The sequence below is a fragment of the Ruegeria sp. BB10 genome (assembly GCF_056535725.1).
In genome coordinates, this window is the sequence record NZ_JBQFIW010000003.1 from 75,999 (window position 1) to 100,518 (window position 24,520).

General features: G+C 57.4%; 20 protein-coding genes. 12 read left to right on the forward strand and 8 right to left on the reverse strand.

Going from position 1 to position 24,520, the window contains the following annotated elements; all coding sequences use genetic code 11:
* Positions 1-38: 38 nt before the first annotated feature.
* The 6 genes from ACR3EP_RS20580 to ACR3EP_RS20605 all read left to right on the forward strand — a co-directional run bounded on the left by ACR3EP_RS20580 (position 39) and on the right by ACR3EP_RS20605 (position 7,886).
* Positions 39-1,667, forward strand: a complete 1,629-nt coding sequence (locus ACR3EP_RS20580; RefSeq protein WP_170376949.1) for a peptide ABC transporter substrate-binding protein — start codon at positions 39-41, stop codon at positions 1,665-1,667.
* A gap of 66 nt (positions 1,668-1,733) precedes the next feature.
* Complete coding sequence (gene oppB, locus ACR3EP_RS20585; protein WP_170349984.1) at positions 1,734-2,657, forward strand: oligopeptide ABC transporter permease OppB; 924 nt, start codon at positions 1,734-1,736, stop codon at positions 2,655-2,657.
* Positions 2,658-2,667: 10 nt separating this feature from the next.
* Positions 2,668-3,597, forward strand: a complete 930-nt coding sequence (locus ACR3EP_RS20590; protein WP_170349983.1) for an ABC transporter permease subunit — start codon at positions 2,668-2,670, stop codon at positions 3,595-3,597.
* 1 nt (position 3,598) lies between these two features.
* Positions 3,599-5,404: an ABC transporter ATP-binding protein gene (locus tag ACR3EP_RS20595; protein WP_480639261.1), complete on the forward strand. Its 1,806-nt coding sequence runs from the start codon at positions 3,599-3,601 to the stop codon at positions 5,402-5,404.
* Between the two features lie 305 nt (positions 5,405-5,709).
* A complete protein-coding gene (gene galU / locus ACR3EP_RS20600) occupies positions 5,710-6,603 on the forward strand; it encodes a UTP--glucose-1-phosphate uridylyltransferase GalU (RefSeq protein ID WP_170349981.1) in 894 nt (297 codons plus the stop codon).
* A gap of 206 nt (positions 6,604-6,809) precedes the next feature.
* On the forward strand, positions 6,810-7,886 hold the full coding sequence (locus ACR3EP_RS20605; protein ID WP_480639262.1) for a DUF2793 domain-containing protein: 1,077 nt from the start codon (positions 6,810-6,812) through the stop codon (positions 7,884-7,886).
* A gap of 33 nt (positions 7,887-7,919) precedes the next feature.
* On the opposite strand, the gene fcl is transcribed toward ACR3EP_RS20605, so the two are convergent.
* The 3 genes from fcl to ACR3EP_RS20620 all read right to left on the reverse strand — a co-directional run bounded on the left by fcl (position 7,920) and on the right by ACR3EP_RS20620 (position 11,055).
* On the reverse strand, positions 7,920-8,897 hold the full coding sequence (gene fcl, locus ACR3EP_RS20610) for a GDP-L-fucose synthase (RefSeq protein WP_480639263.1): 978 nt from the start codon (positions 8,895-8,897) through the stop codon (positions 7,920-7,922).
* Between the two features lie 10 nt (positions 8,898-8,907).
* The gene (gmd, locus tag ACR3EP_RS20615; protein ID WP_480639264.1) at positions 8,908-10,032 is read right to left on the reverse strand and encodes a GDP-mannose 4,6-dehydratase; all 1,125 of its coding nucleotides are present in this window, start codon (positions 10,030-10,032) and stop codon (positions 8,908-8,910) included.
* A gap of 141 nt (positions 10,033-10,173) precedes the next feature.
* Positions 10,174-11,055, reverse strand: a complete 882-nt coding sequence (locus tag ACR3EP_RS20620) for a phytanoyl-CoA dioxygenase family protein (protein ID WP_480639265.1) — start codon at positions 11,053-11,055, stop codon at positions 10,174-10,176.
* Between the two features lie 103 nt (positions 11,056-11,158).
* Between ACR3EP_RS20620 and ACR3EP_RS20625 the strand changes: the two genes are divergently transcribed.
* On the forward strand, positions 11,159-12,049 hold the full coding sequence (locus ACR3EP_RS20625; RefSeq protein WP_480639266.1) for a LysR family transcriptional regulator: 891 nt from the start codon (positions 11,159-11,161) through the stop codon (positions 12,047-12,049).
* Here ACR3EP_RS20625 and ACR3EP_RS20630 read toward each other — a convergent pair.
* The 3 genes from ACR3EP_RS20630 to ACR3EP_RS20640 are packed head-to-tail and all read right to left on the reverse strand — an operon-like array spanning position 12,022 to position 14,469.
* Positions 12,022-13,101, reverse strand: a complete 1,080-nt coding sequence (locus ACR3EP_RS20630; protein ID WP_480639358.1) for a helix-turn-helix domain-containing protein — start codon at positions 13,099-13,101, stop codon at positions 12,022-12,024. The two genes, ACR3EP_RS20625 and ACR3EP_RS20630, sit on opposite strands and share 28 nt — an antisense overlap.
* Positions 13,102-13,159: 58 nt before the next feature.
* Positions 13,160-13,900 (reverse strand): hypothetical protein, encoded by a 741-nt coding sequence (locus ACR3EP_RS20635; protein ID WP_480639267.1) that lies wholly within the window; start codon positions 13,898-13,900, stop codon positions 13,160-13,162.
* The gene (locus ACR3EP_RS20640) at positions 13,897-14,469 is read right to left on the reverse strand and encodes an RNA polymerase sigma factor (RefSeq protein ID WP_226689425.1); all 573 of its coding nucleotides are present in this window, start codon (positions 14,467-14,469) and stop codon (positions 13,897-13,899) included. The genes ACR3EP_RS20635 and ACR3EP_RS20640 overlap by 4 nt, the downstream gene beginning before the upstream one ends.
* A gap of 48 nt (positions 14,470-14,517) precedes the next feature.
* Here ACR3EP_RS20640 and ACR3EP_RS20645 point away from each other — a divergent pair, with 48 nt between their 5' ends.
* The 3 genes from ACR3EP_RS20645 (at position 14,518) to ACR3EP_RS20655 (ending at position 18,944) form a co-directional block, all read left to right on the forward strand.
* Positions 14,518-15,456, forward strand: coding sequence for a c-type cytochrome (locus tag ACR3EP_RS20645; protein WP_480639268.1), 939 nt, complete (start codon positions 14,518-14,520; stop codon positions 15,454-15,456).
* Between the two features lie 85 nt (positions 15,457-15,541).
* Complete coding sequence (locus tag ACR3EP_RS20650; protein WP_170376969.1) at positions 15,542-16,573, forward strand: Ldh family oxidoreductase; 1,032 nt, start codon at positions 15,542-15,544, stop codon at positions 16,571-16,573.
* Between the two features lie 64 nt (positions 16,574-16,637).
* Positions 16,638-18,944 (forward strand): Tex family protein, encoded by a 2,307-nt coding sequence (locus ACR3EP_RS20655; protein WP_480639269.1) that lies wholly within the window; start codon positions 16,638-16,640, stop codon positions 18,942-18,944.
* A gap of 35 nt (positions 18,945-18,979) precedes the next feature.
* Here ACR3EP_RS20655 and ACR3EP_RS20660 read toward each other — a convergent pair whose 3' ends face one another.
* Complete coding sequence (locus tag ACR3EP_RS20660) at positions 18,980-20,239, reverse strand: replication initiation protein (RefSeq protein ID WP_480639270.1); 1,260 nt, start codon at positions 20,237-20,239, stop codon at positions 18,980-18,982.
* 580 nt (positions 20,240-20,819) lie between these two features.
* Here ACR3EP_RS20660 and ACR3EP_RS20665 point away from each other — a divergent pair.
* Together ACR3EP_RS20665 and ACR3EP_RS20670 are read left to right on the forward strand one after the other, a co-directional pair.
* Positions 20,820-22,205: an AAA family ATPase gene (locus ACR3EP_RS20665; RefSeq protein ID WP_170349970.1), complete on the forward strand. Its 1,386-nt coding sequence runs from the start codon at positions 20,820-20,822 to the stop codon at positions 22,203-22,205.
* Positions 22,198-23,283, forward strand: a complete 1,086-nt coding sequence (locus tag ACR3EP_RS20670; RefSeq protein ID WP_480639271.1) for a ParB/RepB/Spo0J family partition protein — start codon at positions 22,198-22,200, stop codon at positions 23,281-23,283. Before ACR3EP_RS20665 ends, ACR3EP_RS20670 begins: the two co-directional genes overlap by 8 nt.
* A 175-nt stretch (positions 23,284-23,458) precedes the next feature.
* Here the strand turns inward: ACR3EP_RS20670 and ACR3EP_RS20675 are convergent, their stop codons facing one another.
* Complete coding sequence (locus tag ACR3EP_RS20675; RefSeq protein ID WP_480639272.1) at positions 23,459-24,490, reverse strand: LacI family DNA-binding transcriptional regulator; 1,032 nt, start codon at positions 24,488-24,490, stop codon at positions 23,459-23,461.
* Positions 24,491-24,520: the final 30 nt, after the last annotated feature.

Sequence of the window (24,520 nt, forward strand, 5' to 3'; positions counted from 1 at the left end):
TGCGCGTGCCGGACCCCTAAAAACGGGAGTAGAAAAACATGAACAAGTATATGCGTACATCTCTGGCGGGGCTTTTGACCTCGACCATGATCACCGGTGCCGCCTTTGCTGCGGGCACCCATCCCACAACCGGCGAGGCGCTGGCGGATGACCAGACCTTTATCTACCGCCTTGGCGATGAGCACAGCTCGGTCGATCCGCAGGTTGTTGAGGATACCTATGGCGCTGAGATTACCCGCGACCTGTTTGAAGGTCTGATGAACCAGGACGAAGACGGCAATCTGGTTCCGGGCGTCGCCACCGGCTATACCACCAACGACACCAAAGACGTTTATACCTTTACCCTGCGCGACAACGCCAAGTGGTCGAATGGCGACCCGGTGACAGCAGGTGATTTTGTTTATGCCTGGAAACGCGCTGTCGATCCCGCACTGTCTTCGCCCTACGCCTGGTTCATGGAGCTGATGTCGATCGAGAATGCTGCTGAAATTATTGCCGGGAACAAGCCTATTGACGAGTTGGGCGTCAAAGCCCTCGACGATCACACTCTGGAAGTCACTCTGAGCGCGCCCCTGCCCTATTTCCCGCAGATGACCACGCACTCCACCACCTTCCCGGCCCCGCAGAAAGTGATCGAGGAACATGGTGACGCCTGGACCCGGCCCGAAAACATCGTCTCGAACGGTGCCTATATCTGGACCGAACACCTGCCGCAGGAACGCTCGGTCCGTGAACGTAACGAGATGTATTGGGATAATGAAAACACGATCTTGGACAAAGTCGTGACGCTGGTCATCAACGACGAAAACGTCGCTTTGACCCGCTATCTGGCTGGCGAACTGGACCGCACCGAAGTTCCCGCAGGGCAGTTTCCCCGCATGAGCCAGGAACACCCGGATCAGGCCATCAGCTTCCCGCGCCTGTGTAACTACTATTACACATTCAACCTGACGGAAGACGGTCCCGAAGCGTTCAAGGACCCTAATGTCCGCCAGGCACTGTCACTGGCCGTTGATCGCGAGATCATCACCGAAAAAGTCATGGCTGGTGGCCAGCCGCAGGCTTACACTTTCGCTCCCGAAGCGACCGCTGGATTCACGGTCCCCGAGGTCGAGATGGCCTCGATGACTCAGCCCGAGCGGGATGAACTGGCTAAAGAACTGCTGGCCGGTGCCGGTTACGGCCCCGACAATCCGCTGAGCTTTGAGATGGTCTACAACACCAACGAAGATCACAAGAAAGTCGCCGTGGCGCTGAGCCAGATGTGGAAACAGAAACTGGGCGTGAATGTCGAGCTGGCCAACATGGAATGGAAAGTCTTCCTGGAAGAGCGCGGCAACCAGAACTTCGATCTGGCCCGCGGCGCATGGTGTGGCGACTATAACGAGGCCTCCACCTTCCTGGACCTGCTGCAATCGCAATCAGGCTATAACGACGGCAAGTACAACAACGCCCGCGTTGACGAGCTACTGGCCGAAGCCAAAACCTCGGACGATCCTGCACCTCTATACACCGAGGTTGAGCGGATCATTGCACAGGAAACGCCTGTGATCCCGATTTACCACTATGCTGGCGTCTACATGATGGACACCGACGTAGGGAACTGGCCGATCAACAATGTCGAGCAGAACTGGTACTCGAAGAACCTCTACAAACGCGCCGAGTAATCGTCTTTGAACCTCGCCCTGTCCCGGATGCAACCGGGGCAGGGCCAATAAACATGGGGGCATGAAATGCTTGCCTATAGTCTACGGCGACTGCTGGTCGCCATACCGACGATCCTGTTGCTGATCGTCGCCTGTTTCTTTCTTATGCACTTCGCGCCCGGTGGGCCCTTTACCTCGGAACGGCCTCTGCCACCGGCGGTTCTGGCCAATATCGAGGCCCGCTATGGGCTGGATCAACCGCTGTGGAAACAGTTGTGGGATTACCTCTATAACATCGTCGTGCATTTCGATTTCGGCCCGTCCTTCAAGTTCAAGGACCGCGATGTGAACGACATCATCGCACAGGGTTTTCCAATCTCGCTGACCTATGGGTCGCTGTCGTTCCTGGTTGCTACCACCGTTGGTGTGGGTCTGGGGATCGCCGCCGCAATCAAGCACAACAGCTGGATCGACTATTTCGCCGTGGGTCTGGGCATTGCTGCGCAGGCGCTACCGAACTTCATCATGGGCCCGATCCTTATCCTGACTTTCACCCTGTGGCTGGGGCTGCTGCCCGGCGGTGGTTGGAATGGTGGTCAGTGGCAATATCTGATCATGCCGGTCATTGCGCTGGCGACTTCCTACATGGGGTCAATTGCAAGGATTACACGGTCGTCGATGCTTGAGGTTCTGAACTCGAACTTCATACGCACCGCGCGTGCCAAGGGCCTGCCGACCAGAACCGTGATCTGGCGCCATGCGTTGAAGCCGACCCTTCTGCCTGTTGTGTCCTATCTTGGGCCGGTCTTTGTCTACGTGCTGACCGGTTCTGTCTTTGTCGACATCTATTTCTCGACCGGTGGATTAGGTCAGGCCTATGTCGGCTCGGCCCTGTCGCGGGACTATGCCGTGCTGTTGGGCGTCACGATCCTTTATGGCGCGCTGACCGTTGTCGTGAACTTGCTGACCGACCTGGCCTATGCTTGGTTCGATCCGAAAATCCGGTACTGAGGGGCTGGCAATGCTTGGAAAATCACAGAAAGCCGCTCAGTTGGCCGGAGACGTAACTGACTACACGGTTATTCAGGGACGTTCGCTGTGGCAAGACGCACGGATGCGTTTTGTTCGAAACAAAGCCGCAATGGCCAGCGTCTTCATTCTGACCATGATCGTCCTGTTCACAATCTTTGGCCCATATTTCGCCGTCTGGAGCAACGAGGAAATCGACTGGAACGTTATGGGGGACGTGGCTGGCATGGGCATGCCCTCAATCGAAACCGGGCACTATTTCGGCGTCGACGATCTGGGACGCGACCTTTACAGCCGCGTCATTCAGGCCACTACAACATCGCTGCTGGTCGGGCTTATCGGGGCGGCAACCGCACTGATTGTCGGAACCTGCTACGGTATCGCCGCCGGATATATCGGCGGGCGCACCGACGGTGTCATGATGCGGTTTGTCGACATCCTGCTGGCGATCCCGGCCACATTGATCGTCATCTTGCTGCTGGTCGTGGCGGGGCGGTCGTTCTTCATGTTGTTCATCGCACTTGGCGCGGTGGGCTGGCTAACCATGGCGCGGATCGTTCGGGGGCAAACCCTGACCCTGAAAAACCGCGAGTTCATTGAGGCCGCCCGTGCAGCTGGTGTCAGCGAGTTCACCATCATGTATCGCCATATCCTGCCAAACCTTTTGGGTGTGGTAATCGTCTATGCCTCGTTGTTGGTGCCGGAAATGATCCTGATGGAAAGCTTCATCTCGTTTCTTGGATTGGGCATTTCGGAACCCTACACGTCCTTGGGTCGTTTGATTGCCGAAGGCGCAGGAACGATGGCTTACGGGACGCTGTGGCAGTTGATGTACCCGCTGACAATCTATGTCGCCATCATCATCTCGATGTTCTTCATCGGCGATGGTTTGCGTGACGCTCTGGACCCGAAGGATCGCTGATATGAGCCTGTTCTCTGTTAAGGACCTGAGCGTCCAGTTCAATACGCCAGATGGTGTGGTCGAGGCCGTCAAAGGCATCAGTTTCGACATCAATCCGGGCGAATGCCTTGGCATCGTGGGTGAAAGCGGGTCAGGCAAAAGCCAGACCTTCATGGCCGCGATGGGATTGTTGCCGCCTGCCGGGCGGGCCATGGGGTCCGCTACTCTAAACGGCAAGGAAATCCTGAACCTGCCTATCAACAAGCTGAACAAGATCCGTGGCGATGATGTCGGCATGATCTTTCAGGACCCACTGACCGCGCTGACACCGCATCTGCGGATCGGTCAGCAAATGCGAGAGGTTCTGCAGGTACATGAAGGGCTGCAAGGGTCCGCAGCTCGGGCTCGCTGTCTGGAATGGCTGGATCGCGTCCGCATCCCCGAGGCAAAACGGCGGCTGGATCAATACCCGCACGAATTGTCGGGCGGTATGCGTCAGCGCGTGATGATTGCAATGTCGATGCTGTGCAATCCCAAGCTGCTGATCGCGGATGAACCGACCACGGCGCTGGACGTCACTGTGCAGGCCGACATTCTCGACCTGATGGTGCGCCTGCAAAAGGACGAAGGCACGGCGATTGCCCTGATCACCCATGACATGGGCGTTGTTGCGCGGATGTGCGATCGCATTCAGGTCATGCGTCTGGGTCAGTTTGTCGAGGCCGGAGACACGCGCGAAATCTTCCGCGCACCGCAGCACGAATACACCCGTACTCTGCTAGAGGCGATGCCGCGGATCGATGCTGGCGATGCGCCGAAGGCTTTGGACAAGGTCGAAGACCCGCTGTTGAAAGTTGATGACGTCAAGGTCCATTTCCCGATCCACGTGCCGGGTGGCATATTTGGACGCAAGGTGCCATTGAAGGCGGTCGATGGCGTCAGTTTTGACATCCGCAAAGGTGAAACACTGGGTGTTGTAGGCGAATCTGGCTGTGGAAAATCCACTCTAGCAAGGGCGGTTCTTCAACTGATCGAGCCCAGCGGTGGCAATGTCAGCTGGCTGGGCCATCCCATTGTCGGGTTAAAACGGGCCGAGCTGAACAAATACCGCAAAGACTTGCAGATCGTGTTTCAGGACCCGCTGGCCAGCCTCGACCCGCGGATGACGATCTCGGCGTCTATCGCGGAACCGCTCAGGACCTACCGCCCCGATCTGACGGATCGGGAACGCAAGGAAATGGTCGCCGACATGATGGAACGGGTTGGTCTGAAGGCCAACATGATCAACCGTTATCCGCATGAGCTGTCCGGCGGGCAAAACCAGCGGGTCGGCATTGCACGGGCGATGATCAATAAACCCAAGTTGATCATCTGTGATGAGGCGGTTTCGGCGCTGGATGTGTCCATTCAAGCGCAAATCGTGGAATTGTTGCGTGAACTGCAACAGGAGTTTGGCCTGTCGATGATCTTCATCAGCCACGACCTGTCTGTGGTACGTGCGGTCTCGAACCGGATCATGGTTCTGTATCTTGGCCGAATAGTCGAGCTGGGGGATGGAGAGGTGATCTGTTCCGACCCGATCCACCCTTACACGAAATCCCTGATCTCGGCGGTTCCAATTCCTGACCCGGATGTGGAACGCAGCCGTCAGCGGTTGAAGCTGCCTGGTGAACTGCCCTCACCCATGGATCCCAAAGCCGCATTGCGGTTTCTTCCCAGCCGGTTGGCCGAAGGTCAGACCGATTATGTGCCGCAGCTGAGCGAGGTGACGCCGGATCATTTCGTGGCCGAACACGACCCGCTGGAAATCATCATGAACGGGGCCTGACCCTGCTGCCCCGAAGCCGTTCACCCGGCTTCGGGGTTTGAATTGGACCCAGTGACTACGGCAACTGTCGGCAAGGCGGATCTAAGGCAGGCAGATATCCGTTTCTGCTGCAGATAAGGGCAGAAATCCGCAATGTCGCGCAGGGTAAATCCCGATCTTTTTGACTTCTACCGCACCGGGTGGCACCATCCTTTGCGAATGATACGTTGGTTGTTACAGAGCGTTGATTGTTCGGACCACAGCGCCTAAGAGACCCGCGTAGTACGCTAACAGTCAGACATTGTTTTAGTAACTTGAGAGGTCAAATGACACGTAAGGTCACAAAGGCGATCTTCCCCGTCGCAGGGCTTGGTACGCGGTTCCTGCCCGCGACAAAGTCGGTCCCGAAAGAGATCATGACGTTGGTCGACCGCCCGTTGGTACAATACGCCATCGACGAAGCGCGTGCCGCCGGCATCACTGAATTCATTTTCGTGACCTCTCGCGGCAAGTCTGCACTAGAAGACTATTTCGACCACAACTTGGTGCTTGAGCAGGAGCTGAAAGCCAAAGGCAAGGAAGACCTGCTGGAAACGCTGAACGCCACCAATATGGAAAGTGGCGCGATTGCCTATATCCGTCAGCACAAAGCGCTGGGTCTGGGTCACGCGGTCTGGTGCGCCCGTCGCCTGATCGGCGACGAGCCTTTCGCGGTAATGTTGCCCGACGACGTGATTGCCGCCGACAAGCCTTGCCTGCAGCAAATGATCGAAGCCTATGAAGAAACCGGTGGCAACATGGTGGCAGCCATGGAGGTTCCCGAAGACAAGACCAGCGCTTACGGTGTGTTGGACGTAGGTGAAAATATCGGAACGGTCGTACGCGCCCGCGGCATGGTCGAAAAACCCAAGCCCGAGGATGCGCCCTCGAATCTGGCCGTTATCGGCCGCTATGTGTTGGGGCCGTCGGTTTTGTACAATCTGAACCAACTGAAAAGAGGCAGCGGTGGTGAGATTCAACTGACCGACGCGATCGCCGAAGATATTGGCAATGGCGTGCCGGTCTTTGGGTACAAATTCAACGGACAGCGGTTCGACTGCGGCTCAAAATCAGGGTTCCTGCAGGCCACGGTAGCCTTTGCGCTGGCCCGCCAGGACTTGCGCGAGGATCTGAGCCAGTATCTGCGTGACGTTGTGGCGACGGATCAGGCTGCTCAGTAACAACATCTGACGACACATCGACCGGGGTTTTCCTCGGCACGGCATTTCCACAAGCCGGGGCGCTCAGCGCCTCGGCTTTTTTGATGCTTCTGAAAAGTAAGCAATTGGTTTTTCGGGCGTCCGGCACGGTCAGACGGAATTCATCCATCAAAAGGCAATGTGGCGCGCAATGCAATTGTCGGACCGACAGCCACAGGAGGACGCACGTGCCACAAAATTCACCCCGATTGAGCCTTCCATTTTTGCAACCCTCACAGGCCCAGAAACACGTCACCCATAACGAGGCGCTGCGACAGCTGGATGTTGTTACCCAGCTGAGCCTGGCCTCGACAAACGCGTCGACTCCACCTGCCGTTCCAGACCAGGGCGAGGTTCACGCATTGGGCAACGCACCAACAGGGGATTGGACGGGTCAGACCGGAATGTTGGCTACTTGGCAGGACAACGCCTGGTATTTCGCCGCGCCCGGGACAGGCTGGCGCGCATGGGATGAAAGCACCGGTCAAATGAAAGTCTGGGACGGTGGGGCCTGGATCGATCCCCCGGTGGCGACGCAGAATTTGGACGGAGTGGGTATCGCCACAAGCTATGACAGCACGAACCGCCTGTCGGTAAGATCTCCGGCCACATTGCTCAGCCACGAAGGCGGTGGGCACCAGCTGAAAATCAACAAGGCCGGTGCAGGCGACACCACGTCAGTGCTGTTTCAATCCAACTGGACTGGCCATGCCGAAATGGGTTTGTCGGGCAATACCAGCTTTGCAATCAAGGTTTCACCCAACGGCAGCACCTGGACCGACGCACTAAGCTTTGACCCCACGACCGGCATTGCAGATGGCGCAGCAATTCAAGCCAGCCCTGAAGACACGACACCCGGGCGCCTGATGCGGGCTGACTACGGTTATGGCCCTGGCAACCTGTTAGGGTCCGTTTCCGAAAATGGCGGTGTACCAGACGGAGCGGTGATCGAGCGGGGCTCAACCCCCAATGGCGACTACGTGCGTTTTGCGGATGGAACGCAGATTTGCACCGTCACCCTACCCGCAACGGGCTGTATAAATGCTGAGGGCGCGCTTTTCGCAGGCGACGTGGCGGTTTGGGATTTCCCGATGACTTTTGCAACCGGTTCAACCATTTCGGTCAGTGGCAGCGGAGGGGCCAGCAATCGGTTCATCGGCTTTGAAGCCCCGACCGAAACGCAGGTAGGTTTCAAGATTTTGGCCGCCAACAGCGATGCGACGGCGCTGACACCAACGGCCATTGCCATTGGCCGCTGGTTCTGACGGAACGAACTGCCCAGGTCCCGACCTGGGCAGTTACTTAGCCCGCAAATCCGCCGCTGCCTGATCCAGGAACCAGGCATAGGTTTCGCGAATGCCGTCTTCCAGCCCAACGCGCGCGCGCCAGCCCATGTCGGCAAGACGGGACACATCCATCAGCTTGCGCATGGTGCCGTCCGGTTTGCTGACATCCTGAATTATCCGCCCGGTGTAGCCAGTTGTTTTGGCCACCAACGCCGCCAGTTCCGCGATGGAGATATCCTCGCCACAGCCCACGTTAATGTGGCTCAGCATCGGTTGGGTGTTCGCCTCATAGACATCGCGCGGCAGGTCGAGCACGAACAGCGATGCCTCGGCCATATCGTCCACATGCAGAAATTCGCGGCGGGGTTTGCCGGTACCCCAGATCACAACTTCGTCCAAACCATCGCGCTGCGCCTCGTGGAACCGGCGGATCAGGGCGGGCAGGACATGGCTGTTTTCGGGGTGGAAATTGTCACCCGGACCATACAGGTTCGTGGGCATGACCGAGCGGTAATCGACCCCGTGCTGCCGATTATAGCTTTCACACAGTTTGATCCCGGCGATCTTGGCAACAGCGTAGGGCTCGTTTGTGGGTTCCAGCACTCCTGTCAGCAAAGCATCCTCGCGCATCGGCTGTGGCACGGCACGCGGGTAGATGCACGAACTGCCCAATTGCAGAAGATGTTTCACCCCAGCGGCAAAGGCCTGATGGATCACATTACATTCGATCATCAGGTTGTCGTAGATGAAATCCGCCGGGTAGGTATTGTTGGCGTGGATGCCCCCCACCTTGGCCGCGGCAAGGATCACGACATCCGGGCGTTCAGCCTGCATAAAGTCGCGCACGGCGGCCTGATCGGTCAGATCTACTTCGGAATGTGTACGCGTGATCAGCTCAAGCGCTTCGCCGGCTGCCTGACGATCCTGCAAACGGCGCAGAATTGCGCCACCTACCATGCCGCGGTGACCTGCTACGTAAATCTTGCGCATGTCGTGTTCCTCAGCCGTTTTCCAGACTTACCGGCAGTTCGTAACCATGCTCTTTCAACAGCGCATGACGTTTCGCGGTTTTCAGGTCTTCGACAACCATCTCGGCGCACATTTCCTGCACGGTCAGTTCGGGTTCCCAGCCCAGCTTGGTTTTCGCATTCGAGGGATCGCCCAACAGCGTTTCCACCTCGGCCGGGCGGAAATATTGCGGGTCGATGCGCATGATCACGTCGCCAGGTTTCAAAGCTGGCGCGTTGTCCCCTTCAATTGACGTGACGGTTGCGATTTCATCCACGCCGTCGCCCGAGAATTCCAACGTGATACCCAACTCGGCAGCGGACCATTCGATGAATTGGCGGACCGAATATTGCACGCCGGTAGCAATTACGAAATCTTCGGGATTGTCCTGCTGTAGCATCAACCACTGCATCCGCACGTAGTCTTTCGCGTGGCCCCAATCCCGCAGGCTGTCGATATTGCCCATGTAAAGGCAATCTTCGAGACCTTGCGCGATATTGGCCAGACCGCGGGTGATCTTGCGGGTCACAAAGGTTTCGCCACGGCGCGGGCTTTCATGGTTAAACAGGATGCCGTTGCAGGCATACATACCATAGGCTTCGCGATAGTTGACGGTGATCCAATAAGAATACAGTTTGGCCACCGCGTATGGCGAACGGGGGTGGAACGGGGTCGTCTCACGTTGCGGCGTTTCCCGGACCAGACCATACAGCTCGGACGTGGACGCCTGATAGAACCGCGTTTTTTTCTCCAGCCCCAGAAAACGGATCGCTTCCAGCAGGCGCAGGGTTCCGATGGCGTCTACATCTGCCGTGTATTCCGGAGATTCAAAGCTGACCGCCACATGCGACTGCGCACCCAGGTTGTAAACTTCGTCCGGCTGCACCTCCTGAATGATTCTCGTCAGGTTCGACGTGTCGCTCAGATCGCCGTAATGCAGGTGCAATTTGGGGTTGGGGTCATGAGGATCTTGATAAATGTGGTCGATCCGCTGCGTGTTAAAGGACGACGCCCGGCGCTTAATCCCATGAACTTCATACCCTTTTTCCAGCAGGAATTCGGCCAGATAGGACCCATCCTGCCCGGTAATACCTGTAATCAACGCCTTTTTCGTCATCTTATTTTCCCACGAAATACTGTGTGCATCTTTTCCACCTCAGAAACAGCAAGAACTCGCAGAATGCAACCCAACGCATTAAATCACTGAAAATACTGGCGGCTATTAACCGCCAGCCTGCGTATGCGTCACTATTTAACGTCAGGACGTCCCGTAGAGCGGCACATCGCTTTTTGCACCATCCGCCAGCGCTTTGCTCTGATCCCGGCGTACTTGTTCATATAGAGCCAGCGATTGTTCAGAGAACGCCGCGCTCGGGAGGGCGACATGAACAAAGTTTGACCGTTCGTCCTGACCGCGCACCAACATGGCATAGTCACGATCCGCGACCAGTTGCCGGGCGTTGGGGTTGAGATAGCGGATCGCCAGACCAATTCTGCGATCACCGGATCGGTTCGGACCCGAGCCATGAATAGTCAGCCCGTGATGCAGCGACATTTGCCCGGGGGCAAGTTCGATATGGGTTTTGTCTTCGTCTGCGACATCAACGGCGACTTCCTGCCCGCGCGACAACAGGTTTGTGTCGGAATAGGTGTCGTTATGCGGCAGGATCGGGTTTTTATGACTGCCCTGTACGAAATCCATACAACCGCTTTCGACCGTGGCCGGGGACAGCGCGATCCAGGCGGTCACTTGATCCGGTGTCTCACCCATGCCCCAATAGGTCAGATCCTGATGCATGCCCACCGTGTGTTCGGTATGGGCCTCTTTGACGAAAAACTCGGCGGACCAGACCATGATATCCGGCCCCAATACGCCTTCGACCACATCCAATACCCGTGGGTCCTGTGCCACCCTCGCGGCCAAAGGTATGACCAGATGTGCGTTTACACGCTTGTAGGTGTTCAATGGCAAAGGCAGATCTGCGGATAGCCAGTCGGTCTCGAGTTGTTCGAATTCCGCGCGGATTTCGGCGATCTCATCGGGAGAAAAAACCGTCAGAGGGAACAGAAATCCGTCTTCCCAGTATTTCTTGGACTGGTTCACCGTCAAGGCGTGGGGTGAATTAGATGATTGCGGCATGAGGCACCTCTTGAATGATCGTTCACGCAGGATAGGCCGGAACGCCACAAGGTCAGCGCGCAACCTCTTGCCCGTTAGACTAAGTTCAGCTTAGCCTATTCTCATGTCGTCCCGTATGCCCTCGCTCAACTGGCTGCGCGTGTTCGAGGCCGCGGCCCGCACCGAAAGCTTTGCCCGCGCGGCCACGCAGTTGAACATGTCGGCTGCAGCCGTCAGCCAGCAGGTGAAAGCGCTGGAAACGCGATTGGGCACGCCGCTGTTTCACCGCCACGCCCATGCCGTAACCCTGACCGAGGCGGGGCGGGCCTATCTGCCGTCGGTTCAACAATCGCTGCTGATGTTGGAAACCGCCACTACGGGGCTGTTCGGCGAAACCCGGGAACAGCGGTTGTTTGTGCAATCTATTCTGCTTTATGCGCACGGCATTCTGGCCGGTGGGCTGCCAGATTTTCACGCGTCGCATCCGCAGATCAGCCTGTCCTTGACCACCGGCAATCTGGTTTCAGATTTCGCCAACCAGTTCACCGATTTGCAGATCGTTTTCGGCAATCCGACACTCTATGGCGCGGACAGTGATGTGTTGTTGCATGAACGCCTGTATCCCGTAGCCCCGCCAGATATCGCCAATCAGATTCACCACCCCCAAGATCTGTTCCGTTTCCCTTTGATCGAGGTTTCGACTCACCGCGCCAGTTGGCTGCATCTGTTCGAGACCTTACGTCTGCCTACAGGTCAGGCGCGGTTTTTCTTTGCGGATAACTCCCTGATAGCGGCCGAGATATCGGCCAGCGGCGGTGGCATCGCACTGGCCCGCGCGCCCGCATCAGATCGGATCATGGAAATGTCGGGCCTTGTCCCCTGCCTGCCCGACATTCAAGTGGCAGGTCACGAAACCTACCATCTGGTCTATCCATCCCGCGCAGCCCTGCGGCCACCGGCGCGTGCCTTTCGCGAATGGCTGCTGGATCACAATGCGGCGGTCCAGACCCGGTAACGCCCCTGCCCTGTCACCTCGCGGATCAGGCCGCGCCGGGTGAACCGGTCGATATTGCGCTGTACTGCTGCACGTGACGCTTTTGTCAGTTCCTCGGCCAGTGGGGCCGAAACCATGGGCCAGGCAGTCAGAACGTCGATCAACAAAGGCGGTGTCCGCCCGCTCAGCCCGCTGGTTGCCTCGCGCGCGCGGTGTTCCCAAGCGCTGACCCGATCAAGATGCATCAGCGCGGCTAAGGTTGCCTGCCCTGCCCCTCTGATCCAGGCCGAAAGCTTTTCGTCTACCTCGCCAACTCCGCGCAGCGCCCCGGGACCAGACAGCGCCAAAGGCATGAACGTCGCCCCGCCCCGCCCCATCGTTGCCGCGTGGCGGGCCGCGATAATTGCGGCTTCGGTATCCTGCCCGATCCCCTGAGACAGCGCGCGCCAGGCATGGAACCCCATGGCCGCTTGCGTCACCGGATGCAAGCCTTCGGCATTGCGCATCACTTCTACCAGATCGGCCACTGCCTCGGGGATGTCTTCGATACCTTGCGCCATGCGATCCAAAAAGGCGGTCAGGCCAATTTCCCACCCATCCGAAGACGGGCCCGGTCCGGAAATTAAACGCCGTACCGCCCAACCGGCCCGAAACAAAGCCTGAACGTCATCACCGGTTGCACCGATCCGCAGACCGGTCCACAACGCCAGCCGGTCAACACTGATCCGGTCCCCGGTCCACCAGCCCAGATCGGATACATCCATCAGCGCCAGCCGATGCGTCCATCCATCCGGCCCGGCCCGCAACCTCTCATCCAAAGCACCGAAAATTGCCGCCAGGTCGGCCAGTTCAAAAGACAGCTCGGCCTGAGCCGCACGCCAATCGCGCGGATCGAACAGCAAACGGCGATCCACTTTCGGGCCCGGGGGCAAAAAATCCTCGACCGCCTCTTCATCCTCGGGCGGCAGAAACCACAAGTCATCGTCTTCGGGCGGGTCCACATCATAGATACTGGGAGGGCCTACCGCATCGGCGTCCTCATCCGGATCAGGCATGACGGGCTTTTTCTTCATACCCATTATATTTCGAGGATTTGCCTCGCTTCACAAGGCGTTTTTGCGCATTACGCGTTTAACCCGCAAATCTTTCAGTAAGAAAATCCAGCTGACCGCTCAGATCAGTCTGATCGTTGCTGCCGATCAGCATGTAGCCATATCCGTCCCGCGCCCAGTTGGCTGTGGCCAATCCGCTCAGCACGGCCTGTTGCACGTCCTTGTTCGGCGCGCCCTCACCCTGTCGGATGACACAAAAGGCAAAGGGCCGACCTTCCGCATCGGCAAACACCACCTGAACCAACGGCTTGCCCTTAAATGACAGGACCTGCGCGCGTTTCAGCTCCATCCCCGGAAGGGTTTCAAGCTCTTCGCGGTTCAACGACCGACCCAGCTGTGCCTCAGCCTGTGCGAACTGCTCGTCTAAAGCCTGAGAGGAACTGTCCAGCGACGCAATCGTCTCTGGCACATACAACGACTGATAAATCGCAGCCTGTTGAACCCAGCCCAGCGGCTCGGGACGGGTCGCCCAAAAGGTCGCCGATGCGGCAATGATCGCGACCGAAGCCGCAACGGCAAGCAGACGCAGCCCACCACCGGCTCGCACGACCGGGACCACCGGCTGGGGCAAATCAACCTGGGGCGTTTCCACTGGCACACGTTCGAAAACCGCCTGCACCACAGGTGCGAACGGGTCCAGCGCCATCAGGCGCTGTTCCAATGCGGGATCCGCCTCAACCGCGCTTTCGATCGCGGCGGCTTCGGCCTCATCCAGTTTGCCTTCCAGATACGCCAACAGCGTCTCGTCGGAAAACTTCATTTGCCACTCCGTCGAACGGTGTCTGCCGCCTCATGCTGCATCACAGTTTTCAGTTTCTGCCGGGCATTGGACAACCGGCTCATGATAGTTCCTATCGGCACCTCCAGCAACGCGGCAGCTTCGCGGTAGCTATAGCCCTCGACGAACACAAGCACGACCGTCTCCCGCTGCGCCTCTGGCAGCTGCATCACTTGTGTAAACACTTCAGTGGCGAAAATATTCGTTTCTGAATCGTTTCCGGGTGCAATTAAGTCTGCTTCGGGTGTCACGGACAGCGCCTGCGCCTTGCGAACCGAACGCGCCCGTACCTCATTCAACCAGATCGAGCGGCAGATCGTCATCAGCCAGCTATCCAGCCGGTCATGTGACGTGACCTGGTGGTGTCGCTCCAACGCGCGCAGACATGTGGATTGCAACAGGTCGTCGGCCACGTCGGATGCGCCGGACAGTGCCAACCCAAACCGCCAGACGCGTTTCGAATGCATCTGGATCGCGCCGCGCACGGCCTGTTCCGAACTAATCTCACCACCCATCGAATAAATCGCGACCTGTGTGTGTTTGCTTTCCACGGACCGGGCCCGCGGGGTCAGGACTGACATAACCCGAGGAGGAAAGAAATGAAACTTCTGTTGAAGGCAGTCACGATTGCGTCGGCAATTGTTGCAACCCCGGCGCTGGCGGACGGCTGGACCCTTGTCCCCGAAGGATCGCATCTGGCCTATGGGACCATCAAGAAAGACACCGTGGGCGAGGTCAATTCCTTCACCAACCTCAGCGGTCATGTCAGCCCGGACGGCAAGGCCGAGATTCAAATCGACCTGTCCTCGGTCGAGACCAATATCGACATCCGTAACGAACGTATGATCGAGTACGTGTTTCGCAAAGCAGGTACTGCGGCGCTGACGGCCACGTTTGACATGGCCGAAGTCTCAAGTCTGGGTATTGGCGAAACCACCACCGTCGATACCGAGGCCGTGTTGTCCCTGGCTGGAACGGATGTGGCCTTCGATGCCGAGATGTTTGTGGCCCGCCTTTCTGAGTCCTCGGTGATGGTGTCGACCAACGACATGGTGTTCATCAGCGCCGAAGACGCAGGCGTGAATGCTGGGGTCGACAAACTGATGGAGTTGGCCAGCCTGCCCGGCATCACTCGCACGGTTCCGGTGACGGCCCGGCTGATCTTCAACTTGGATGGCGAACAGGCTGCGGTTGCCCCTGCTGCCCCGGTTGCCGTCGCCGCAGTGGAAGGAGACATCAAGGCGGGTAAGAAAGTGTTCCGCAAATGCAGCGCCTGCCACAAGCTTGAGCAAGACCGCCACACTGTCGGTCCGTCACTGCACGGGGTTATCGGCGCTACAGCCGGTCAGGCGGACGGGTTCCGGTATTCGGCCCAATTGCAAGAGTCGGGCATCGTCTGGACCGCTGACACCCTGACCGCGTTCCTGTCTGACCCGCGCGGCACGATCCCCGGTAACAAGATGCAGTTTCCCGGCCTGAAAAAGGACGAGGATATCACCAACCTGATCGCCTATCTGCAGGCCGAAGCGCAGGGCTGATCCCGAACCCGGCGAAAACCGGGTTTCCTTTGCCCGCTCTGCCACGCTATCCCTTGTCTCAGTCACGATGAGGGAGACGCAGGGCATGAGCGAAACGGTCAAACTGTCATTGGACGAAGTCCGAGACCTCAGCCTTTCTATTTTGACCACGTCTGGTTTCGGGCCGGATCATGCCGCAGCGATCGCCGATACGCTAACCACCTGTCAAATCGATGATTGCCAATCACATGGATTGTTCCGCCTGTTCATGTGCGCCGACACGATAAATGCGGGTCAGATCGACGGGCATGCAGAGCCAGTCCTTGAACCGTCGGATAACGCAGTCGTTCGGGTTGATGCGCAGGGCGGGATGTCCCTGCTGGCGTTCGAAAAAGCGCTGCCGGTTTTGATCGAGAAAACCCGCACCCACGGCATCGCCGCCATGGCGATCAACCGGTGTTTCCATTTCTCGGCACTCTGGCCCGAGGTGGAGCGTCTGTCCGCGGTCGGTCTGGCGGCGATGGCGATGGGCCCCAGTCACGCTTGGGTTGCCCCGGCCGGCGGCACGCGTGGTAGCCTTGGCACCAACCCGCTGGCTTTCAGTTGGCCTCGCCAGAATAAAGACCCGTTTACCTTCGATTTCGCCACCAGCGCCTTTGCCCGGGGCGAGATCGAACTGTACCACCGCGCAGGCAAGCCCCTGCCCGAAGGTGTCGCCATCGACAAACACGGCAACCCGACCACCGATCCACAGGCCGCGATGGACGGTGCGATGCTAACCTTTGGCAGCTACAAGGGCTCGGCCCTGTCGATTATGATCGAACTGCTGGCCGGTCCGCTAATCGATGATCTGACCAGTCTGGAAAGCATGGAATTCGCCGATGGCGCCGGCGGCGCACCTTATCACGGGGAAATCCTGCTGGCCTTCGATCCTGCGCAATTCAGCGGCGGTCGAGTCGATGAGAATGACGCGCGGGCCGAGCGTTTGTTCGCCGATATCACCGATCAGGGCGCGCGTCTGCCGTCGCAACGGCGCTTTGCCGCGCGGGCCCGCAACACCGAACGTGGCTATGTCGAGGTTGCCAAGACCCTGCACGACGACCTGCAGGCTTTGGCCGAACAGGCGCAGGCACGCTAAAGCCTCTTTCCCTTGGCGATGTGGCTGGCTAAGAAGTCCCTCCAGACATATTCAGGAGGCCCCCTTGGACCGCATCGCCCGCACCATCGCCACCGAAATCAATGCCCGCCCCGAACAGGTGGGGGCCGCGGTGAAATTGCTGGACGAAGGGGCCACCGTGCCTTTTGTCGCCCGCTACCGCAAAGAGGTGACGGGTGGGCTGGACGACACCCAACTGCGCACCCTGTCTGACCGCCTGACCTATCTACGCGAACTGGAAGCGCGGCGCGAGACGATCCTGGGCTCGATCAAAGATCAGGGCAAGCTGACCGACGATCTGGTCAAATCCATCGCGCAGGCCGATACCAAGGCGCAGCTGGAAGACATTTACCTGCCCTACAAACCCAAGCGCCGCACCAAGGCGATGATTGCCCGCGAGAATGGGTTGGAACCGCTGGCGGATGCCATTCTGGCGGATCGGTCGGCTGACCCAGAAATTCTGGCGCAGGGCTATGTCACCGAAGCAGTGGCAACCGTCAAGGACGCGCTGAACGGCGCGCGTGACATCATCACCGAACGGCTGACCGAAAACGCCGCCCTACTGGGCGAGCTGCGCAATTTCATGCAGCGCGAGGCCCTGCTGACTTCAAAGGTAATTGAAGGCAAGGAACAGGAAGGCGCGAAGTTCAGCGACTACTTCAGCCATTCGGAGCTTTGGGCAAAAGCCCCGTCGCATCGTGCGTTGGCGATGCTGCGGGCCTCGAAAGAGGGGATCGTGACACTGGATATCGCGCCCGATCCCGAAACTGGCGCCGCCCGTGCCGAAGCGATTGTCGCCGCGCACCTTCACACACGTGGAGACGGTCCCGGAGATCTGTGGCTACGTAAAGTGGCGGGTTGGACTTGGCGGGTTAAGCTGTCGCTGTCGATGATGGTCGAGCTGATGGCGGATCTGCGCGGCCGAGCGCAGGATGAAGCAATTGATGTTTTCTCGCGCAATCTCAAAGACTTACTATTTGCTGCACCGGCGGGTGCCAAGGCAACCCTGGGTCTGGACCCCGGTATTCGAACTGGCGTCAAAGCTGCGGTGGTTGATGCCACAGGTAAAGTGGTCGCGACCGATACGCTTTATCCGTTTCAACCTAAGAACGATCTACGCGGCGCGCAGGCCGCCATTCTGAACCTGATCGCTGCGCACGAGATTGAACTGATCGCCATCGGCAATGGCACCGCCAGCCGGGAAACCGAGAAACTTGTGGGTGATACGCTGAAACTGCTGCCAAAAGCTGTTTCGGCCCCGACCAAGGTTGTTGTGTCCGAGGCTGGCGCATCGGTCTATTCCGCCTCAGAACTGGCCGCGCGCGAATTCCCCGATCTTGACGTGTCGTTACGCGGTGCGGTTTCCATCGCCCGTCGGCTGCAGGACCCGCTGGCCGAACTGGTTAAGATCGAACCTAAATCCATTGGGGTCGGCCAATACCAGCATGACGTGGACCAGCACAGGCTGTCGCAATCTTTGGCGTCGGTGATCGAAGATGTGGTGAACGCGGTGGGGGTTGATCTGAACACGGCCTCAGCCCCCCTGCTCTCTCATGTCTCGGGGTTGGGGCCCGGCTTGGCCGAAGCAATTGTCATGCATCGCGACATGAATGGCGCATTTCAATCACGTAAAGAGCTGCTGAAGGTCGCCCGCCTTGGCCCGCGCGCTTATGAGCAAAGTGCAGGCTTTTTGCGCATACGCGACGGGTCGGAACCTCTGGACGCCTCTTCAGTTCACCCCGAGGCCTATGACGTGGCCCGCCGGGTTGTTTCGGCCTGCGGGCGCGACATCCGTCAGATCATGGGTCACGACGGAGCGCTAAAGGGGTTACGCGCAGAACAATTCGTCGACGACACCTTCGGCTTGCCGACCGTGCGCGACATCTTTGCCGAGCTGGAAAAGCCTGGCCGAGACCCCCGCCCCAGTTTTGTCACCGCCTCGTTCACCGACGGTGTCGAAGACATCACCGACCTGAAACCGGGCATGGTGTTGGAAGGCACAGTGACAAATGTCGCCGCCTTTGGCGCTTTTGTGGATATCGGGGTGCATCAGGACGGGCTGGTCCATGTCAGCCAATTGGCAGACCGTTTCGTCAAGGACCCGCATGAGGTGGTCAAGACCGGCCAGGTCGTCAAGGTCACCGTGGTCGAGGTGGATGTCCCCCGCAAGCGGATTGGCCTAACCATGCGCAAGGATGGCGGAACATCAGCTCGCGAAGATCGGGCCAGTCGAGGACCAGAAAAGAACTTCGGCCCGTCAAAACTCAAAGGTCCGCAACGCGCAAAATCTGACAGTAATGCGCATAACAGCGCATTTGCGGATGCGTTGAAATCTGCGATGAAGGACCGTTGATGAAAACGGGCATTCACAGCCTTTGCCTTTGACGCCTAGGCGAAGGCGTCCGGCTCAAGCTCTTCCCAAAAATCAAAGATGGCATTGGCGTTCAGACCAGAACGCCAGCCATGGGCGCGGAAGTGTTCCCGGTCCAGATCATTGTCGAGCCCTGCCATAAACAAGCGTTTGTCCGCATCCCGCTGGGTTGGGTTTCGCCGCGAAACCAGTTCTTCAACGATAGACAGCTTTCGCGACCGCTCGGTACGCTCAGCCACTCGGGCTGCGTAAGCCTGATCTTCTAGCGCCTTCTCAACGACCCGTACGCGCGCGGCCTCGACGGCTTCGGGGCTGGGTTCAGGCGGAGAACCGTTTTCCGGCGGTTGATAGTCGTCGCGCAAGGCGGCGGACAAATATCCAACCGTTGATTTCACATCCCCCTGCCCGCTTACATAATCCAATTTTTGCTGCACATAGTCTTCACCATGTTCCGCAATCCACTGTCGCGCCAACCGGTCGGACACCCCTTGCTTACGGAGCGTCTTGTAAACTTGCAGATTGCGGACGCCATCGCTGTCATCGATTTCGAACATTGCCTTCTGTGGATTGCCTTTGATCAGAAACCGGATATCCGTGACCGTGCGGCCCTTTTTTTGAAACTGTGGCTCTATCAGTATGTCCGAACTTTTGTTCACCTCAGCCACGGCGGGTTTGATGATCTTGGCGTTGAGGTGTTTGAAGCTGCCGTAATAATCGCTGCCGTCTACCCCCATGAGTTTGCGAAACACGTCCAGCGCCCACCAGCCCGTAGAACCGGTTCTGACGAACCTATAACAATTCTCATACAGCGCCAGGCCATGCCCAGAGCTAAAGTTCCTTTGGATCTGCACATTGATCAGGGCATAGATTTTCGGATCATAAAGCTTTTGGGCCAGCGCCGGGGAGTAGGCGTATTCACAGACCCCGTTCTTCAGCTTGGCAAAGCTGAGCAATGAGGACACGCCCCATTCTTGTCTGCCCTGCTCATCCAACATGTCCCACTCCGCGACGGTCTCGGCCAGCGCTCGCAAACTCGCCCGCAGCGTATCGAAGTCGTTTGAATTATAGCCGACCATCATCGCAAGCGTCCGCGCGTCGATAGTATGTGTCTGCGCCGAGGTTAGTGCGTCATACGCGTTCAACAACAGGACATTCGAGAGCTTACGCTGCAAAAGCGTAAGCTTGCCGCTGATGTGAATCGCGGCGACGTTTTTCTTGACCGTCTCCCGACGCAATGCACCAGAGAGCTGATCCATATCCAATTGTGTATCCGGCATGATTCTGCCTGGCTGCTCGTTTTGGTATTTCTTGCACAAAAAGTACCCATGGATCAATTCTATTTGGGTACCCAAATACAGGAAAGAGAGAATCCCGTATCTGGGTACCTGACCTGAAAATCCTCGCAGTTATCCACAGAACCGGATCGAGGGTCGCCCAATTAGAGGGTTTCACATGTACTGCGACCCGGCGAAAAACGAAAATTTAGGGTCTAATCTGGTCGAAATTTCAGCGTCCTGCGAATCGGCCCCCTTCTTCCTGAAACTCGGCACTAAGCAACCTGTAGACGGGTACCTTTGATACCGGATTCTGGTCCCTTTCATACCGTAAACAGGTGCTGAAGTGAATTTAAGCTATTGGCTTTAAACACTATTTTTCTCGTAAAGATTCTAAAACATCTAAAATAAATAAACTCTTTGTTGGCTCTGGTGTTGCCTATTTTACTGGTTTCGTGGCGAAACCCACTCAGAGAGGCTTATTCTGTGGAAAACTCTCACTCTGAGGATAGCGTCATTGGAAAATGTTCGCTATGTTGGGCAATATACGCCGCTAAGGCGAACATTACCCGAGGCATCGACAGTGAATAAATCTAACCAACCTCCTCTGCCGCCCTATTTGAATCTGGATCCAGAGCTAGCAGCGCAAAAGTTGCCTGATCCTATCGGAACTTCTCGATTCGCCAAAGCGGCTACATTCTGCGCAAAAGGGCGCGAAGACCTGGCGCGACGTGGGTATGCTCCGGACGGCGAAAAAAGACTGCGTAGATTTTCCATCTGGGAGATCACCAAATACCTGATCCCTGTTGCACCTGCGCATCTGCGGCGGGTGCTCAAGGCCAATCCCGAATTGCCGCAGGGTGAAGGCGAGGCTGGCTCCAAGTGGTTTTCGCTGGAGGAAGTACTGACCCTCCGACAACACTTTGCAGCCGAAGGCGTCAGCACCAAGGAATATCTGCCATACCGACCAGATGGCCTTCCTGCAAAGGTGGTTGCTGTGGCCAATTTCAAAGGGGGTGTCGGCAAGACATCAACTGCTGCGCATCTGGCAATGTCAGCTGCGCTGGACGGATATAAAGTATTGGTTATAGATCTGGACAGCCAGGGCTCGATGACCTCAATTCTAGGTGGAAGTGTTGCGGATGAATGGCAAACGGTTTTTCCACTTATAGCCAAAGATTACGCGCGTGCCGTACAAGAGGAAAACCGGGTCCGCAATGCGGCTGGGCAGCCTGAAATCCCCCTGGATGAAACGCTGCAAGAAGCGCTCAATACCCTGCCCCGCGATGTTATTCAGAAAACGCATTGGCCCAATATCGACCTGATTGGCGCCCAGTTGAACCTGTATTGGGCCGAGTTTCAGATACCCGTTTGGCGCATGGGTTTGCGCAGTTGGCCGCTTTGGGATGGTTTGACCAACTTTCTGCAGGATGAAGGAGTGTTGAACGATTACGACATTGTTTTCCTCGATACGCCTCCTGCACTTGGGTACCTAACGATCAACGCGCTGGCTGCAGCTGATATTTTGCTTGTGCCTTTGGGGGCCTCGTTTCTTGAATTTGATTCAACGGGCCGGTTCTTTGACATGCTCTACACGACTTTTGCCAGCATCGAGGACGGTGAGAACGCGGCGCAAAGGGCGGCTGGTTTGCCCGAGCTCAAGTTTGAATGGGATGTGGTCAGGGCCATAATCACTCGGTTTGATGCCAGCCAGCAAACCGATATGGCAAATGTGATTCAGGCCTATTTCGGGGACTTCATGAATGCATACCGTCAGGACTATACCGCTCTGGTCGGTCAGGCGGGTGAGCAGGTAAATGGAATCTATGAAGCGGATTACAGGGACTTCAATCGCGATACGTATGTACGAGGTCGGGAAACATTCGACCGGACCTATGCCGAATTCAAGCAGGTCTTGATCGGCTGCTGGTGGCGCGACGCTCAGATGGAAGGAAACGCAGATGGCTAAACGCAGAAGACTGACCGCTCCGGACACGTCAGAATTGGAACAGCTTGAGGCTGGTTTCGCGGCGAAACCGTCGATCAGCCCGTTTGAAACCAAATCATCGACTCCTCCGATTGCACAGGTCGCGGCTGAGGCTGCAACGCTCAATGGCATGGCAGCGGTGACCGATCGCCTTGCTCTGGCGCAGGATCAAGGTGACGCAGCTCGATGGCGCGATGCGCAGGATGCCGGACTGGTGGCGGAAATGCTGTCGCTGGATCAGATTGATGCCGATTTCATTCGTCGCGACCGAATGGTTGAAGATGAAGAAGCCATGGCGGAACTTTTGGAGTCCTTGCGCGTTCACGGGTTGCGCACACCAATTGAGGTCACGCGTGACGGCGAAGGTTACGGGTTGATTTCTGGCTTCCGACGATTGAATGCCTTCCGGCGCCTGGCCGAGACCGATCCGCGGTTTTCTGAAATCCCAGCCTTTGTCCGAGAGGCTGGTTCGGGGCAGGGCGCCTATGTCTCAATGGTCGAGGAAAACGAACTTAGGGCAAATCTCAGCCCTTATGAACGTGGACGCATTGCGGTTTTAGCCGCGGGACAGGGGGTATTTGCATCGACCGAAGCCGCTGTTGACGTTTTGTTTGCTGCTGCGTCCAAGGCAAAACGATCCAAGGTTCGTAGTTTTGCGGTGGTACACGAAGCACTTGGTGACTTGTTGCAGCACCCGGTCGCCCTGTCCGAAAAAGCAGGACTGAAACTAGCGGCCGCATTGCGGGAGGGGGCACAACCCCAATTGCGTCAGGCTTTGGCCGAGGTGGGCGAGTTGGACCAAAAATCGGAATGGGCGTTGCTGGAAGCCGCCCTAAAGACGTCACCTGTCCCTGTGAAAGACAAGGCGAGGGGAGGGCGTCCGCAACAGGTTCAGCGCCTGGCTCCGGTGGCGTTGACCGGAGGCAGCGACATTCTGGCCGAAGTGTCCGCAGGCGAATTACGCCTTCGTATTCGTGGAATGGATATCCCTGCCGAAGACGCGCAGAACATCGTTGAACGGTTGGCCGATTACCTGCGTGAGTTTCGCGGCAAAACATAAAGCGGGAAGGTGAGATAGGACCGCAAAATAAGACCTGCTATGTGGTGCGCAAAATGACATATTTTTGCGCACCAATTGGGTCGACCGTCTGACACCATAGGACGCTGGGATTCCACGTAATGTGCCAACGGTTATGAGGATCATGCCGTACCTGTATGAAACGGGAACTTGGTTTTCAGGACGTCAAATGGGACGGGTTCGGAATGGCTGACCGCCGTTCGATCAGCTGACCGTCAAGCCGTTCGGCACTGGGTCTTTCCTGATCCGAAATCCAGCGTGCGAGGGCAACGGCGGCTTTCTCACCCATTTGAGACACCGGCAAATGCACTGTGGTGATGGCAGGCACTGCGACAGCAGAACTGGGCAGATCGTCGACCCCAACCAGAGAGATATCGTCGGGCACGCAGACATTCTCGAGCTGAAGACCGAACAAAACCCCCAAGGCAACGACATCTGACAGGCACAAAATGGCGTCCGGTTTTTGAGCCTGCCCGCAGATGAGTTTGGCACTTTCCGCGCCGCCACGATGGCTAATCTGGGTCTCGTAGCAGGTTAGCTGTCCGTCCCAGGGCAGGTCGTGCAGCCCGGAAAGACGTGCGCGAGTTCGGTCATTATCATGCACCGGACCGTGTACAACAGCTATGTGGCGATGCCCAAGGTCGGCAAGATGCTGCAGGGCAAGCTGAGCCACCGCTTCGTTGTCATACCCGATGGTCGGCAGAGGGTTTGTTGCGTCATAAAAGGATGTGATGATCGTCGGCAGCATCGTCCGATCGATCAAATCGTGCAGTGCGTCACTGTGGGTGGCACCTGTGATAATCAGACCTTCGGCTCCGATATCAACAAGGCTTTGCGCTTTATCGGCTTCGATTTCGAGGTCCGAGTCCGTTGTCGCAACAACAAGGGACAATTGGTGTTCGGACAGCTCACGCTCTAGCGCGGCAAGGAACCGGGCAAAGATCGCGTTGTCAAGCGTTGGCACCAAAGCTCCGACAAATCGGGTGCGGCCGGAATTGATCGCCCGTGCGGCGGCGCTGGGTACGAATTTCAACGCGTCAATGGCAGCCTGGACTTTCTCAAGCGTGTCTTTCTTCACCACGCCTGGTTCATTGAGAACCCGAGACACCGTTGCGACCGATACACCCGCCGCTTTGGCCACGTCTCTGAGATTTGCGCGTTTTTTGGGTTCAGGGCTTCTTGGCTTCACCGTTTTCTGGGTCCGTTTCTGCGGTCGTAT

Coding starts and splice junctions, on each gene's coding strand:
- ACR3EP_RS20580 (WP_170376949.1), top strand. CDS start 39: ATGAACAAGTATATGCGTACATCTCTGGCGGGGCTTTTGACCTCGACC.
- oppB (WP_170349984.1), top strand. CDS start 1,734: ATGCTTGCCTATAGTCTACGGCGACTGCTGGTCGCCATACCGACGATC.
- ACR3EP_RS20590 (WP_170349983.1), top strand. CDS start 2,668: ATGCTTGGAAAATCACAGAAAGCCGCTCAGTTGGCCGGAGACGTAACT.
- ACR3EP_RS20595 (WP_480639261.1), top strand. CDS start 3,599: ATGAGCCTGTTCTCTGTTAAGGACCTGAGCGTCCAGTTCAATACGCCA.
- galU (WP_170349981.1), top strand. CDS start 5,710: ATGACACGTAAGGTCACAAAGGCGATCTTCCCCGTCGCAGGGCTTGGT.
- fcl (WP_480639263.1), bottom strand. CDS start 8,897: ATGCGCAAGATTTACGTAGCAGGTCACCGCGGCATGGTAGGTGGCGCA.
- gmd (WP_480639264.1), bottom strand. CDS start 10,032: ATGACGAAAAAGGCGTTGATTACAGGTATTACCGGGCAGGATGGGTCC.
- ACR3EP_RS20620 (WP_480639265.1), bottom strand. CDS start 11,055: ATGCCGCAATCATCTAATTCACCCCACGCCTTGACGGTGAACCAGTCC.
- ACR3EP_RS20625 (WP_480639266.1), top strand. CDS start 11,159: ATGTCGTCCCGTATGCCCTCGCTCAACTGGCTGCGCGTGTTCGAGGCC.
- ACR3EP_RS20630 (WP_480639358.1), bottom strand. CDS start 13,101: ATGAAGAAAAAGCCCGTCATGCCTGATCCGGATGAGGACGCCGATGCG.
- ACR3EP_RS20635 (WP_480639267.1), bottom strand. CDS start 13,900: ATGAAGTTTTCCGACGAGACGCTGTTGGCGTATCTGGAAGGCAAACTG.
- ACR3EP_RS20645 (WP_480639268.1), top strand. CDS start 14,518: ATGAAACTTCTGTTGAAGGCAGTCACGATTGCGTCGGCAATTGTTGCA.
- ACR3EP_RS20650 (WP_170376969.1), top strand. CDS start 15,542: ATGAGCGAAACGGTCAAACTGTCATTGGACGAAGTCCGAGACCTCAGC.
- ACR3EP_RS20660 (WP_480639270.1), bottom strand. CDS start 20,239: ATGCCGGATACACAATTGGATATGGATCAGCTCTCTGGTGCATTGCGT.
- ACR3EP_RS20670 (WP_480639271.1), top strand. CDS start 22,198: ATGGCTAAACGCAGAAGACTGACCGCTCCGGACACGTCAGAATTGGAA.